Genomic DNA, 13,806 nt, shown 5'->3' with positions numbered 1-13,806 from the left:
GCGCTGCGGCGATGCCCGTCCGGGCGTGCCGCTACGGCTTGGTGAGGTCTTCTGCGGCGTCCTCGACGCGCGCGACGACGGACTCCGCCGTGTCGCGCAGCTGCGCCTCGCGCTCCTTGTAGGCGTCGCCGACGGTGTCGGTGAACTCCCTGACGCGTGAGTCCAGCTCGGAGAAGAACCGCTTGCCGGACTGTGTCTTGTTGATCTCGTGGGCGACGACGAAGCCGGCGCCGATGCCGACGATCAGCCAGAACGCGTTCTTCATGGGGAACTCCTCATCTGCGGTGCGACCACCCGGGCGTCGCCGGGCGTACCAAGCATCCATCGTAGTCGAGCGCGGTGGACCGATGGCGTCGTACAACGACGAAGAGGCACCGGCCGGAGCCGATGCCTCTTCGTGTGGTGCCCGGAGCCGGGCCGCAGTCCTAGCGGGCTGCGTAGTACTCGACGACGAGCTGCACTTCACAGGTCACGGGGACCTCAGCGCGCTTCGGGCGACGCTCGAGACGTGCCTGGAGCTTGTCGAGCTCGACCGAGAGGTACGCGGGCACCTTCGGCAGGACGTCGACGTGACCGCCGGCAGCGGCGACCTGGAAGGGCTCGGTGCCCTCAGAGCGCGGCTTGACGTGGATGAGCTGACCCGGCTTCACGCGGAAGGACGGGCGGTCGACGAGCTGGCCGTCGACCATGATGTGGCGGTGCACGACCATCTGGCGAGCCTGAGCCGTGGTGCGGGCGAAGCCGGCACGGAGGACGAGCGCGTCGAGACGGGTCTCGAGGATCTCGACGAGGTTCTCACCCGTCAGGCCCTGGGTGCGACGTGCCTCCTGGAAGGCGATCTTGAGCTGAGCCTCGCGGATGCCGTACTGGGCGCGCAGACGCTGCTTCTCGCGCAGACGGACGGCGTAGTCGCTGTCGGCCTTGCGCTTGGTGCGGCCGTGCTCACCGGGAGCGTAGGGACGCTTCTCGAGGTACTTGGCGGCCTTCGGGGTGAGGGCGATGCCGAGTGCCCGCGAGAGGCGGGTCTTGCTGCGGGTACGTGACTTGGTAGACACGGTTTCCTTTCGATGAAGTCTCAAACGATGAATGACCGGCGCGAAGACGCGTCGGTGATCCGGAATCACACCGGACAAAGTCAGAGGGGTCCGCCGGGGCTGTTCGGCTACAGAACACGCCCGTCGAACACGGTGATCGAGCAGCCGCGCAGTCACACCGGTTCTAGGCGAATCAATACTAGCACGACGTGCCCCGGTCGCCGGGCCGCCGCGACCCGACGTTCACTCGCCCCGGACGATCTTCCGGAGTTTGTCCAACCGTGCCGAGATGTCGCGTTCGTGGCCGTGGTCGGTGGGCTGGTAGTACCGGACGTCGCGGAGCTCGTCGGGCAGGTACTGCTGGGCGACGACGCCGATCGGGTGGTCGTGCGGGTAGCGGTAGCCCTTGCCGTGTCCGAGGCGCTTGGCGCCCGCGTAGTGGGCGTCGCGCATCGGCTTCGGCACACGTCCGAAGGCTCCAGCCCTGACGTCGGCGATGGCCTGGTCGATGGCCACGTAGGCCGCGTTCGATTTGGCGGCGGTGGCCAGGTACACCACGGCCTCGGCCAGCGGGATACGACCCTCGGGCATGCCGATGAACTGGACGGCGTCGGCGGCCGCCACGGCGATGGGCAGCGCCTGCGGGTCGGCGATGCCGATGTCCTCGGCCGCGGAGATGATGATGCGGCGGGCGATGAAGCGCGGGTCCTCCCCCGCCTCGATCATCCGAGCGAGGTAGTGCAGCGCGGCGTCGACGTCGGATCCGCGGATGCTCTTGATGAACGCGCTGATGACGTCGTAGTGCTCGTCGCCGTTGCGGTCGTATCGGAGCAGGGCGCGGTCGACCGCCTGCGAGACGAGCTCATCGGTGATGACGGGACCGCGGGGCGCCCGCGTCGCGGGGTCGGAGTCGGCGTCCGCCCCGTCATCTTCGTCTTCATCATCCTCATCGCCGACGTCGAGGAGGCCCGAGTCGTCGAGATCGAGCTCGTCGGGATCGACCGGAGCGCCGAGATCGGAGTCGGCGGCGATCGCGGCCGCCTCCAGTGCCGTCAGGGCTCGTCGGGCATCGCCGGACGACAACTGGATGATCGCGGCGCGGGCCTCCGGCGTCACAGTGAAGCGACCGGCCAGGCCGCGCGGGTCGGTCACGGCGCGGTCGATGAGGATGCCGAGGTCGTCGTCGCTCAGCTGTTCGAGCGTGAGGAGCAGCGAACGCGACAGCAGCGGGGAGATGACCGAGAACGACGGGTTCTCGGTCGTCGCGGCGACCAGGATGACCCAGCCGTTCTCCACGCCGGGGAGCAGGGCGTCCTGCTGGGCCTTCGTGAACCGGTGGATCTCGTCGAGGAAGAGGACGGTCGAGCTGCCGTAGAGGTCGCGGCTCGACATCGCCTCCTCCATGACCTGCCGGACGTCCTTGACGCCCGCCGTCACGGCCGAGAGCTCCACGAACCGGCGGCCGGAGCTGTGCGCGATGGCCTGCGCCAGGGTCGTCTTCCCGGTGCCCGGTGGGCCCCACAGGATGACGGACACGGCCGCCTGCGTCCCCTCGTTGTCGCTCGCCAGGCGGACGAGCGGCGAGCCGGGACGGAGCAGGTGCTGCTGGCCGGCGACCTCCTCGAGGCTGCGGGGCCGCATGCGCACGGCGAGCGGAACCGGTGCGCCGGCGATGCCGGGTCCTCGACTGAACATTCCACCAGGCTAGCCGCAGCCTGCGACACGCGGACCCGCTGCAGAACGGGGTCGCCGCCGTCGTGCGTCGTTTGGTCCGCGCGGAGCGCTCCCCGTAAGGTTCTCCTGGGCAGTCCGCCGCGGGCGTGGTGCCAGATGACAGCGCGATGCCGCCGCTCGGCCGACGGCACCTGGAGGGAACGACGTGGCAACGAGCAAGGGTCCGGACAAAGAGGCACGCGCAGCACGCGCACGACTGCGCGCCTACAACGCCCGGCGCACCGTGCACGAGCACCGCTCGAAGCGCCGCGTCCGCGACAACGTGATCGCCGCGGCGGCGCTCGTCGTCATCCTGGCCGGTGCCACGGCTGCGCAGGTGTTCTTCTTTGCCGGCGGTCCGGGCACCCCGGTCGCGACGCCCACGGCTTCCGCCGAGGCCGGGGCCTGCGGTGTCACCGGGGCCACGGACGGCGCGAACACCGGCGAGGTCCCCGCGAGCACCATCGCCGAGGACCGTGACTGGAGTGGTGAGATGACGATCAACGACGTCGTCATGAACCTCACCCTCGACGGAGCCTGCGCGCCGCAGGGCGTCTCCTCCTTCATCTCCCTCGCCCAATCCGGCTTCTACGACGGCGTCACCTGCCACCGCCTCACGACGAGCGGCATCTACGTCCTGCAGTGCGGCGACCCCGACGGCACCGGCACCGGCGGCCCCGGGTACAGCTACGGCCCGGTCGAGAACGCACCGACGGACGACGTCTACCCGGCCGGCACCATCGCCATGGCACGCCAGGGAGGGAACGGCTACAGCAACGGTTCGCAGTTCTTCCTCGTGTACCAGGACTCGACCATCCCGTCCGACGCCGCCGGCGGCTACACCGTGCTCGGCCAGATCACGAGCGGTCTCGACCAGCTCGTCTCGGGTGTCGTGTCCGGCGGTGTCGCAGACGGCAGCGGTGACGGTGCCCCAGCGGTCCCCGCCACCATCACGTCGGTGACGGTCCAGTAGCGCGTGCAGTAACCTGCACCAGACGGAACCGACCGGCGCAAGCGGTCGCCCCGAGCAGGACTCGGGGTAATAGGCTTGTGGATCGATCACGATCGCCACGAACGGCGGTCAACACACAGCAAGGGTGATGCGCGTGACCAGTCCAGAGATCGAACCGTGGGGCCGTGTCGACGACGACGGCACCGTCTACGTCCGTGAGGCCGACGGTGAACGAGCGGTCGGACAGTACCCCGACGGTTCCAAGGAGGAGGCGCTCGCGTACTTCGAGCGCAAGTTCACGGACCTCGCCGGACAGGTGACGCTCCTCGAGCAGCGCGCGAAGCGCGGTGCACCGGCGACGGACGTCGCGAAGGCCGTGAAGTCGATCACCAAGCAGGTCGAGTCCGCCAACGCGGTCGGCAACCTCCAGGCGCTCCTGACCCGCCTCGCGGCGCTCGACGGCACCGTGAGCGAGCTGACCGAGGCGCAGAGCCAGGAGACCAAGGCAGCCCTCGAGGAAGCGGCACGTGCGCGTCTCGCGATCGTCGAGGAAGCCGAGCAGCTCGCGCAGCAGGATCCGGCACGGGTGCAGTGGAAGCAGACCTCGGCGAGACTCGACGAACTCTTCGCCGAGTGGCAGCGCCAGCAGCACGACGGTCCGCGTCTCGCGAAGAACGACGCCAACGACCTCTGGAAGCGGTTCCGGACGGCGCGCGCGACGATCGAGCAGCACCGTCGTGCGTTCTACACGGAGCTGGACTCGGTCCACAAGGAAGCACGCGCGATCAAGCAGAAGCTCGTCGAGCGCGCCGAGGCCCTCATCGCCAAGGGCGCCGAGGGCATCCCCGCCTACCGCAGTCTGCTCGACGAGTGGAAGGCCTCCCCACGTGCCGGGAAGCGCCAGGATGACGCACTCTGGGCGAAGTTCAAGGCCGCGGGCGACGCGATCTACGGCGCGAAGGCCGAGATCGACGCGCGCGACAACGAGGAGTTCCAGGGCAACCTGGATTTGAAGCTCGCGGTGTTGGCGGATGCCGAGCCGATCCTGGCCGACACGAATCGGGACTCGGCGCGCAAGGCGCTCACCGACATTCAGCGTCGGTGGGACGAGATCGGCAAGGTCCCGCGCGAGCAGGTCCGCGTCGTCGAAGACCGTCTCCGCAAGATCGAGACCCACGTCAAGCAGCTCGAGGACGAGCACTGGAAGCGCAACAACCCCGAGACGAAGGCGCGTACCGAGGGGCTCGCGAGCCAGCTCGCCGACGCCATCGCCAAGCTCGAGGACGAGGTCGAGGCTGCACGAGCCTCGGGTGACGCCGACCGGCTCACCGCGGCCATCGAGGCGCTGGATGCACGCAAGGCGTGGCTCGGGGCGATCCGCTAGGCGGATCCGCTCCACCAACCGCGTGACGGTCGCGGTTCTCCACAGATCCGTCGACGATCCTCCTGCTACCGGACGGCTACAGGAGGATCGTCGTATGTCCACGGCACTCCAGACGTCCTCCCCCATCGAGCCAGACTGCGCGACGGATCCCTCGGCCTCCACGAGCCGCCTCCCCGCCTACCTCCAGCCACCTGAGCTCTCCGTCGCCGAGCTCGCCGCCGCGCGGCTCGACGGCGAGCTCTTCGCCTTCGAAGACGGCTACTGCAGTGTCGACGAACCCGACACCGTCAGGCTGCGCGCGGCGGTCCTCGAACAGCTGCCCGGGCTGGCCGGCGCGGTCATCGCTGAGACGAGTGCCGCCTGGCTGCACGGCGCGGCGCTCATCGCACCGAGGGTCCACACGGGCTTCGTGTCGATGGAACGGCGCAGCGCGCGTTCGCCCCGCTTGCGTCTGCGTCAGGTGTCACTCCGCCCCGACGACAGCGAGCGGTGCGGCGCACTGCGGGTCACGACCCCCACGCGCACGGTCGCGGATCTGGCACGGCGCACCGGCGCCGAAGCTGAGGAGGCCATGACGACGATCCGCAACTACTTCCTGCTCGGGCTCACCAGCCCTGAGGAGGTCGTCGCCTGGGTCCGCTCCGTCCCGCGGGTCCTCGGCGGCACACGGATCGTCCGTGTCGTGTCGAGTGCCACCGAGGTGATGCTCCCCGGCCTCGAGCCGACTCGGAGCGAACTGGCGTCCTGGTCGCTCCCGCTCAGCCGCCGTTGACCCGGTAGACGTCGTACACGGTGTCGATCCGCCGGACCGCGTTCAGCACCCGGTCGAGGTGGGTGGTGTCGCCCATCTCGAACACGAAGCGGCTGATGGCCAGGCGGTCGCTCGAGGTGTTCACCGTCGCCGACAGGATGTTGACGTGGTACTCGGACAGCACCCGCGTCACATCCGACAACAGTCCAGCTCGATCGAGTGCCTCGACCTGGATCTGGACGAGGAACACGCTCTTCGACGACGGCGCCCACTCCACATCGATCATGCGCTCGGGTTCCTGCAGGAGTCCCTGGACGTTGTGGCAGTCCGAACGGTGGACGGAGACGCCGGAGCCCCGCGTGACGAACCCGACGATCTCATCACCCGGCACCGGGGTGCAGCACTTCGCGAGCTTGACCAGGATGTCGGGAGCACCGAGCACGAGGACCCCGGAGTCGCTGTTCTGCAGCCGCTCACGGCGGCTCCCGCGCACCGGGACGGTGTACTCGGCGTGCTCGCTGTCGGCGTCCTTCTGCAGGAGCGCGACCACCTTCTCGAGCACGGACTGCGTCGAGACGTGGCCCTCGCCGACGGCCGCGTAGAGCGCCGTGACGTCCTCGTAGCGCAGCTGCGCCGCGACCTCGGCGAACGAGTCCTGGTTCATGAGCTTCTGGAGCGGCAGGTTCTGCTTGCGCATCGCCCGCGCGATCGCGTCACGGCCCTGCTCGATGGCCTCGTCGCGTCGCTCCTTCGTGAACCACTGGCGGATCTTGTTCCGCGCCCGAGGGCTCTTAACGAAGTTCAACCAGTCCTGGCTCGGACCGGAGTCGGGGTTCTTCGAGGTGAAGACCTCCACCACGTCGCCGGTGTTGAGCGAGCTCTCCAGCGGCACGAGCCGCCCGTTGACCCGGGCGCCCATCGTCCGGTGGCCGACCTCCGTGTGGACGGCGTAGGCGAAGTCCACCGGCGTCGCGCCGGCGGGCAGGCCGACGACACGCCCCTTCGGGGTGAAGACGTAGACCTCCTTCGCACCGATCTCGAACCGCAACGAGTCGAGGAACTCCCCCGGGTCCGCCGTCTCCGCCTGCCAGTCGGAGATGTGGGCGAGCCAGGCCATCGAGCTGTCGGGCTCGGCGGAGGACGCGGTCTTCCCGCTGTTCATCCGCTCCTTGTACTTCCAGTGCGCGGCGACACCGAACTCGGCCCGCTGGTGCATCTCGTTCGTACGGATCTGGATCTCGACGGGCTTCCCGCCCGGTCCGACGACGGTGGTGTGCAGCGACTGGTACAGGTTGAACTTCGGCGTGGCGATGTAGTCCTTGAAGCGCCCTGGGACGGGGGTCCACCGCGCGTGGATCGACCCGAGGACCGCGTAGCAGTCGCGGAGCGAGTTGACGAGGACACGGATGCCGACAAGGTCGTAGATGTCGTCGAACTCGCGGCCGCGGACGACCATCTTCTGGTAGATCGAGTAGTACTGCTTCGGACGACCGGCGACCTTGCCGCGGATCTTCTGCGCCTTGAGATCCTCGTTCACCGCGTCGATGACGTGCTGCACGTACTCCTCGCGCTGCGGCGTCCGCTGTTTGACGAGCGATTCGATCTCGGCGTAGAGCTTCGGGTACAACACGGCGAAGGACAGGTCTTCGAGCTCCCACTTGATCGCCTGGATCCCGAGGCGGTGCGCGAGCGGTGCGTAGATCTCGAGGGTCTCCGTGGCCTTCTTCGCCGCCTTCTCGGCCGGGACGAATCCCCAGGTCCGGGCGTTGTGCAGCCGGTCGGCGAGTTTGATGATGAGGACGCGGATGTCCTTCGACATCGCGACGATCATCTTCCGGACCGTCTCGGCCTGGGCGCTGTCGCCGTACTTGACCTTGTCGAGCTTCGTGACGCCGTCGACGAGCATGGCGACCTCGTCGCCGAAGTCCGCGTGGAGTTGGTCGAGCGAGTAGTCGGTGTCCTCGACGGTGTCGTGGAGGAGGGCGGCGACGATCGTCTTCGGTCCGATGCCGAGGTCGGCCAGGATCTGGGAGACGGCGACCGGGTGCGTGATGTACGGCTCGCCGCTCTGGCGCTTCTGCCCGGAGTGGGCTCGCTCGGCGACCGTGTACGCACGTTCGATGAGCGCCAGGTCGGCCTTGGGATGGTGCTGCCGCACCGTCCGCATCAGGGTGTCGACGGCGCCGGCCGGCTGTGCCTTCGAGAAGATCCGTGGGACGAGACGGCGCAGGGAGGCCGTCGAGGATGTCGTGGTGTCCGCCATCTCAGGCCTCCCTGCGCTCGTGCACGCGGTTGTCGGTCGCTGTCAGGGTCAACGCGCCAGCGGCGCGTCTGCTTCCGTGCGTTCGCCCTCGGCGTCATCCGAGGTCTGAGCGCGCTCGCGCGCCTGCAGCACGCGCTTGTCGTGCTTGGCGATGCGGGGCTCGTTGTGCCGGAAGTTCGCGTAGAGCGGTGCGGCGACGAAGATCGTCGAGTACGTGCCGACGAGGATACCGACGAGCAGAGCGAGCGAGATGTCGCGCAGCGTGTCGGCACCGAGGACGAAGGCACCGAAGAACAGGATCGCCGCGACCGGGAGCGCCGCCACCACGCCGGTGTTGATCGAGCGCACCAGGGTCTGGTTGACCGCGAGGTTGACCGACTCCCCGAACGTCCGGGCCGCGCCGTCGGCGTCGAGCGTCGTGTTCTCGCGGATCTTGTCGAACACCACGACGGTGTCGTACAGCGAGAACCCGAGGATGGTGAGGAAACCGATCATGGCGGCCGGCGTGATCTCCCAGCCCGTCGCGGCGTAGACACCGGCCGTGATGATGAGGTCGTGCATGAGGGAGAGCAGCGCGGCCGCGGACATCTTCCAGGTGCGGAAGTACAGGGCCATGAGGATCGCCGCGAGCACGAGGAACACGATGAGGCCGACGATCGCCTGCTTGGAGACGTCCTGACCCCATGACGGGCCGATGAACGAACTCGTGATGTCGGACTGTTCGACGCCGTAGGCCTCGGCCAAGGCTGCCGACACCTGCTGGGTGACCTTGTCGTTCTTCAGCTGGTCGGTCTGCACGCGGACCGAGTTGCCGCCCACGACGGTCACGTGGGTGGTCGCGCCGCTGACGACGGACGCGACCGCGTCTTCGGCCAGCGTCTGATCGGTGCTCTTGACGTCGGCGATCTGGAACTGCGAACCACCGCGGAACTCGATGCCGAAGTTGAATCCGCCCTTGACGACCGGGATCAACACCGAGAGGACGACCGCGACGATGGCGATCGTGTACCAGATCTTGCGCTTGCCGACGAAGTCGTAGGAGCGCTTCCCGGTGTAGAGCTCGTTTCCGAACCGTGCGAACGCACCCATCAGGAGTCCTTCCCATCGGTCGGCAGATCGTCTGCTCTGGTGTCGGAGCCGCCTCCGACGAGGGCGGCCTGCTTGCGCTCGGCGATCGTCTGGCGCTTGGCCGCCTCACGGCTGCTGGACGCGGCCTTGGCGCCGGGCACCGAGACGGGCTTCCGGAACTCTGCACGACCGCGGTAGATGGCGCCGAGCGCCGACGGGTCGAGACCGGTGAACGGCTTGCCGCTGTTGAAGAGCTTCGTCTGGCCGAGGAGCTGCATCATCGGGTGGGTGAACAGCAGCACGACGATGACGTCGATGATCGTGGTCACGCCGAGGGTGAGGGCGAAGCCGCGGACGTTGCCGATCGCGAGGACGTACAGCACAACGGCCGACAGGAGGTTGACACCCTTCGCCGCGTAGATGGTGCGCTTCGCGCGCTTCCAGCCGGCTTCGACGGCGGACTCCAGACCGCGGCCGTCGCGGAGTTCGTCCTTGATGCGTTCGAAGTACACGATGAACGAGTCCGCGGTGAAACCGATCGCGACGATGAGACCTGCTATCCCGGCAAGGGAGAGCCGGAAGCCCTGACGCCAGGACATCAGCAGGATCACCACATACGTGAGCACCGCTGCCGCGACGAGCGAGGCGATGGTCACGGTGCCGAGGAGCCGGTACTGGAACAGCGTGTAGATGACGACCAGGATGAGCCCGATCAGACCGGCGATGAGGCCGCTCTCCAACTGCGTCGAACCGAGGGTCGCCGAGATGGTGTCCTGGCTCTGCACGACGAAGCTGATCGGCAGGGCGCCGAACTTGAGCTGGTCGGCGAGGGTCTTGGCGGACTCCTCGGTGAAGGAGCCGCTGATCTCCGGCTTGCCGTCCGAGATGACGGCGAGCGACTGCGGTGCGGAGATGACATTGCCGTCGAGCACGATCGCGAACTGGTTCTGCGGGCTCTGCAGCGAGGTCAGGCGGCCGGTGACGTCGGCGAAGAGCGCGGTGCCCTTTTCGTTGAAGACCGGGTACACCGCCCACTCGCCCGTGCTGGCACCTGACGACGTCGTCTTGATGCCGGCGCTCGCGTCGGACAGGTCTTCTCCGGACACCTCGACCGGGCCGAGGACGTACTTGAAGGTGCCGTCGACGTCGCACGTGATGAGCGGCTCGGCAGCAGGCGCTGCGGTGGCGTCGAGCGAGTCCGCGTTCGCGGCGCAGTCGTAGGCTTGGAAGGCGGCGTACAGCGCGGGCGTCACCTGCGACAGGTCGCTCGCGTTCGTCGGCGACGCGGTCGGCGTGCTCTCGAGGCCCGGATCCGGCGTCGGATACGGGGTCGAGGCGCCGTCCTCACCGATGAAGGTGTTGGACGGCTGACCGGGAGTCAGCTGCTGCGAGGTGAGGACCGGACGGAACTCGAGCTTCGCGGAGCTCTCGATGCGGTTCAGCGTCGCTTCGTCGGGGGTTCCCGGGATCGAGACGACGACGTTCTGACCCTGCGTCGTGATCTCCGCCTCCGACACGCCGGACGCGTCGACGCGCTGGCGGATGATCGCCACGGCCTGGTTCAGCTGCTCGTTGGAGACCGTCTGGCCGGACTCCAGCTTCGGCGCGAGGATGATCTGGGTGCCGCCCTCGAGGTCGAGGGCCAGCTTGGGCGCCCATGAGCTGTTCCCCCAGAGGACCCCGGCCGCGTTGATCGCGAACAAACCGATGAGGATTACGCCAAGCCAGGTGAGCGAACGCCACGCTTTCTTGACCGGAGTCGACTTTGCCAAACTCGGAACTCAGCTTTCTCTGCCGGCGGTGGCACGACGGCCACCACCCGGGAAGGGGTTGGGACTAGTCGTCGCTCTTCTGCGGCTTCGAGGTGTCCTCGACGCGCTGGCCGAATTCGGGCTTGGAGAGGTCGAGTGTGGAGGCGTCGTCGGGGATCGACTCGACGACGGGGGCCTCCTCGGCGGTCTCGGCGACCGTCGGTGCGACGACCGCACCCGCGTAGCGCGGGTCGATGGTGACGATGACGCCGGGGGCGATCTCGACATCGGCCTTGCGGGAGTCGCGGTCCATCGAGATGAGGGTGCCGTAGACACCGAAGCCGGTGAGCACCTCGGCGCCGGGGACGAGCTTCTGCTCGGTCTCCGCGGCTTGCTTCTTCCGCTTGTTGTTGCTCACCATCATGAACACGATCATGACGCCGGCGAGGCCGAACAGGACGAGGGTCATTGCATCCACGATGGGAACCTTCCAGAGGAGATTGAGGGCGGGAGACGTTGGGAACGCACCGCCAAAGGGAAATTATAGGCCATCGAGGGTCGAGCCATGCTGAGAAGGTGTTCTGCCGAAGTGCCGCCAGGCGGCCGGGGTCGCCACGCGGCCCCGTGGCGTGCGCGTGATGAGGCCGATCCGGACGAGGAACGGCTCGACGACGGACTCGATCGTCTCCGCTTCCTCGCCGACCGAGACCGCGAGCGTGCTGAGCCCGACCGGGCCTCCGGCGAAGCGGTCGAGCATGCCCTCCATGACCGACCGGTCGAGTCGGTCGAGACCGAGGGCGTCGACGTCGTAGAGCTCGAGCGCGGCCTGGACGGTCTCCAGGTCGGCGCGGCCACCGTGCACGAGTGCATAGTCCCTGACCCGGCGGAGGAGTCGGTTGGCGATGCGCGGCGTACCCCGACAGCGTCCGGCGATCTCGGCGACGGCCCGACCGTCGATGTCGAGCCCGAGCATGTCGGCGGTGCGGTGCAGCACCTGCTGCAGTTCCGGCTCGTCGTAGAACTCGAGGTGGGCGGTGAACCCGAAGCGGTCGCGGAGCGGGTTCGGCAGCAGACCGGACCGGGTGGTCGCCCCGACCAGGGTGAACGGCGCCAGCTCGAGGGGGATACTCGTCGCGCCGGCACCCTTGCCCACCATGATGTCGATGCGGAAGTCCTCCATGGCGAGGTACAACATCTCCTCGGCAGGGCGGGCCATGCGGTGGATCTCGTCGATGAAGAGGACCTCACCCGGGGTCAGCGACGACAAGACCGCGGCGAGGTCGCCGGCGTGCTGGATGGCCGGGCCGCTCGTGAGCCGGAGCGGTTTCCCCGTCTCGTGCGCGACGATCATCGCGAGGGTCGTCTTGCCGAGTCCAGGAGGGCCGGCCAGCAGGATGTGGTCGGGGGTGCGGTTCTGCATCCCGGCCGCCGTGATCAGGAGTTGCAACTGACCGCGCGCCTTGGACTGACCGACGAACTCGGAGAGCGACCGCGGACGGAGCGCCCCCTCGAACGCCAGTTCCGCATCGGACTCGGCGGCTGGATTGGTGAGGTCTTCTGGAGCGTCCGTCACGAGGTACGGCCTCCGGCGTGCGCCGGGCCGAGTCTGCCGAGGGCCAGGCGGATGAGCGACGGCACGGTCGAGAGGTCGTCCGCACTCGCGGAGGCGGAGGCCTCGACGACCGCCTGCGTCGCCGTCTTCTCCGGCCAACCGAGCCCGATGAGCGCCGTCACGACCTGATCGGCGATCGCTGCCGCGTTCACGGTGGTCGCCGGAGCTTCAGGCGTCGTCCTGGTGACGCGGAGCTTTCCGGCGAGCGAGACGGTGATGAGCTTCGCCGTCTTCGGCCCGATCCCGGAGACCTTCCGGAACGGGGCGTCGTCGTCCGCGGAGATGGCGGCGGCGATCTGCTCCGGTGTCAGCGCCTCCAGGACGCCGAGTGCCGACTTCGGGCCGACCCCGGTGACGCTCACCAGGAGTTCGAACACGGACAGCTCCTCGGCAGATCGGAACCCGAACAGGGAGAGCGAGTCCTCCCGCACGATCAGTGTCGTCGAGAGGAGTGCTTCGGTGCCGACCCGGAGTGAGAGGGCATGGGCCGGCGTGACCTGGACGGCGAATCCGACGCCGCCCACCTCGATCACGACGAGGTTGCCGACCGCGCTCAGGACGGTGCCGCGGAGGGAGGAGATCATGCTTCCAGCCTAGGGCTCCGCGCTGCCCGGGCCCGGACGGCCGCCTCGCGCGGAGCGCCGCCGCGTTCCGCAGCCGCCCACGCACGCTGGGCCGGGGTGAGTGCTCCACTCCCCTGCGGAGGTGCGCCGACGGGTGTCGCCGCAGTCGACACGACTGGTCGCCAGGCGTGGCAGATCGCGAGCGCGAGCGCATCTGCGGCGTCAGCGGGCTTCGGGAGTTCGTCGAGACCGAGGATCCGCGCGACCATGGTCTGCACCTGGAGCTTGTCTGCTCGTCCGTAGCCGGTCACCGCGGCCTTGACCTCGCTCGGGGTGTGCAGGCCGACGGGGATCCCGTTCGCGGCCGCAGCGTGCAGGGCGAGCCCACTCGCCTGAGCGGTGCCCATGACCGTCCGGACGTTGTGTTGCGCGAACACCCGCTCGACGGCCATCGCGGTCGGCGAGGTGCGCTCGATCGCCTCGGCGATGCCCTGCGCGATCATGAGGAGTCGCTGCTCGAGTGGGGCGTGCGCATCCGTCCGGATGACGCCGTACTCGACCATCGTGGCCTGCCGTCCCGGCAGGACGTCGACGACCCCCACCCCGCATCGGGTCAGGCCGGGATCGATGCCGAGGACGCGCAGAGTCATGCTCCGACCCTAAGCGCGGGCGATGCGCCGAGCACTCCGCGAGGACGGAGTGTCGTACATCCGTT

General features: G+C 68.4%; 13 protein-coding genes. 3 read left to right on the top strand and 10 right to left on the bottom strand.

The features are described from left to right. Positions 1-31: 31 nt before the first annotated feature. The 3 genes from GV015_RS13100 to GV015_RS13090 all read right to left on the bottom strand — a co-directional run bounded on the left by GV015_RS13100 (position 32) and on the right by GV015_RS13090 (position 2,729). Positions 32-265, bottom strand: coding sequence for a hypothetical protein (locus GV015_RS13100; protein WP_159878787.1), 234 nt, complete (start codon positions 263-265; stop codon positions 32-34). Positions 266-425: 160 nt separating this feature from the next. Continuing rightward, positions 426-1,055, bottom strand: a complete 630-nt coding sequence (gene rpsD / locus GV015_RS13095) for a 30S ribosomal protein S4 (RefSeq protein WP_064293825.1) — start codon at positions 1,053-1,055, stop codon at positions 426-428. A gap of 222 nt (positions 1,056-1,277) precedes the next feature. Further along, positions 1,278-2,729, bottom strand: a complete 1,452-nt coding sequence (locus tag GV015_RS13090) for a replication-associated recombination protein A (protein WP_159878785.1) — start codon at positions 2,727-2,729, stop codon at positions 1,278-1,280. A gap of 184 nt (positions 2,730-2,913) precedes the next feature. Between GV015_RS13090 and GV015_RS13085 the strand changes: the two genes are divergently transcribed. The 3 genes from GV015_RS13085 (at position 2,914) to GV015_RS13075 (ending at position 5,855) form a co-directional block, all read left to right on the top strand. Then, the gene (locus tag GV015_RS13085; protein WP_079705920.1) at positions 2,914-3,720 is read left to right on the top strand and encodes a peptidylprolyl isomerase; all 807 of its coding nucleotides are present in this window, start codon (positions 2,914-2,916) and stop codon (positions 3,718-3,720) included. A 133-nt stretch (positions 3,721-3,853) separates the two neighbouring features. Next, the gene (locus tag GV015_RS13080) at positions 3,854-5,083 is read left to right on the top strand and encodes a DUF349 domain-containing protein (RefSeq protein ID WP_369808437.1); all 1,230 of its coding nucleotides are present in this window, start codon (positions 3,854-3,856) and stop codon (positions 5,081-5,083) included. Between the two features lie 94 nt (positions 5,084-5,177). Continuing rightward, a complete protein-coding gene (locus GV015_RS13075; RefSeq protein WP_124769335.1) occupies positions 5,178-5,855 on the top strand; it encodes a hypothetical protein in 678 nt (225 codons plus the stop codon). Here GV015_RS13075 and GV015_RS13070 read toward each other — a convergent pair. The 7 genes from GV015_RS13070 to ruvC form a co-directional block, all read right to left on the bottom strand. Beyond that, positions 5,842-8,097 carry a bifunctional (p)ppGpp synthetase/guanosine-3',5'-bis(diphosphate) 3'-pyrophosphohydrolase gene (locus tag GV015_RS13070; protein ID WP_079705918.1) on the bottom strand — a complete coding sequence of 752 codons (2,256 nt, stop codon included), beginning with the start codon at positions 8,095-8,097 and terminating at the stop codon, positions 5,842-5,844. The two genes, GV015_RS13075 and GV015_RS13070, sit on opposite strands and share 14 nt — an antisense overlap. Positions 8,098-8,145: 48 nt before the next feature. Then, complete coding sequence (gene secF / locus GV015_RS13065) at positions 8,146-9,186, bottom strand: protein translocase subunit SecF (RefSeq protein ID WP_079705917.1); 1,041 nt, start codon at positions 9,184-9,186, stop codon at positions 8,146-8,148. Continuing rightward, positions 9,186-10,937: a protein translocase subunit SecD gene (gene secD, locus GV015_RS13060; RefSeq protein WP_071260131.1), complete on the bottom strand. Its 1,752-nt coding sequence runs from the start codon at positions 10,935-10,937 to the stop codon at positions 9,186-9,188. The genes secF and secD overlap by 1 nt, the downstream gene beginning before the upstream one ends. A gap of 64 nt (positions 10,938-11,001) precedes the next feature. Beyond that, positions 11,002-11,385 carry a preprotein translocase subunit YajC gene (yajC, locus tag GV015_RS13055; RefSeq protein ID WP_236555583.1) on the bottom strand — a complete coding sequence of 128 codons (384 nt, stop codon included), beginning with the start codon at positions 11,383-11,385 and terminating at the stop codon, positions 11,002-11,004. A gap of 72 nt (positions 11,386-11,457) precedes the next feature. Further along, the gene (gene ruvB, locus GV015_RS13050; protein ID WP_079705916.1) at positions 11,458-12,489 is read right to left on the bottom strand and encodes a Holliday junction branch migration DNA helicase RuvB; all 1,032 of its coding nucleotides are present in this window, start codon (positions 12,487-12,489) and stop codon (positions 11,458-11,460) included. Next, complete coding sequence (gene ruvA / locus GV015_RS13045) at positions 12,486-13,112, bottom strand: Holliday junction branch migration protein RuvA (protein WP_064293816.1); 627 nt, start codon at positions 13,110-13,112, stop codon at positions 12,486-12,488. Before ruvA ends, ruvB begins: the two co-directional genes overlap by 4 nt. Further along, positions 13,109-13,741: a crossover junction endodeoxyribonuclease RuvC gene (gene ruvC, locus GV015_RS13040; RefSeq protein WP_064293815.1), complete on the bottom strand. Its 633-nt coding sequence runs from the start codon at positions 13,739-13,741 to the stop codon at positions 13,109-13,111. Before ruvC ends, ruvA begins: the two co-directional genes overlap by 4 nt. Positions 13,742-13,806: the final 65 nt, after the last annotated feature.

Origin of the sequence: Plantibacter sp. T3 (assembly GCF_902506515.1) — a bacterium.
GTDB lineage: Bacteria > Actinomycetota > Actinomycetes > Actinomycetales > Microbacteriaceae > Plantibacter > Plantibacter auratus.
This window is presented reverse-complemented; position numbering and strand designations above follow the sequence as displayed.

Excerpts from the sequence above, each read along its gene's own strand:
- GV015_RS13100 (WP_159878787.1), bottom strand. The coding sequence starts at position 265 with ATGAAGAACGCGTTCTGGCTGATCGTCGGCATCGGCGCCGGCTTCGTC.
- GV015_RS13090 (WP_159878785.1), bottom strand. The coding sequence starts at position 2,729 with ATGTTCAGTCGAGGACCCGGCATCGCCGGCGCACCGGTTCCGCTCGCC.
- GV015_RS13075 (WP_124769335.1), top strand. The coding sequence starts at position 5,178 with ATGTCCACGGCACTCCAGACGTCCTCCCCCATCGAGCCAGACTGCGCG.
- GV015_RS13070 (WP_079705918.1), bottom strand. The coding sequence starts at position 8,097 with ATGGCGGACACCACGACATCCTCGACGGCCTCCCTGCGCCGTCTCGTC.
- secF (WP_079705917.1), bottom strand. The coding sequence starts at position 9,186 with ATGGGTGCGTTCGCACGGTTCGGAAACGAGCTCTACACCGGGAAGCGC.
- yajC (WP_236555583.1), bottom strand. The coding sequence starts at position 11,385 with ATGACCCTCGTCCTGTTCGGCCTCGCCGGCGTCATGATCGTGTTCATG.
- ruvA (WP_064293816.1), bottom strand. The coding sequence starts at position 13,112 with ATGATCTCCTCCCTCCGCGGCACCGTCCTGAGCGCGGTCGGCAACCTC.
- ruvC (WP_064293815.1), bottom strand. The coding sequence starts at position 13,741 with ATGACTCTGCGCGTCCTCGGCATCGATCCCGGCCTGACCCGATGCGGG.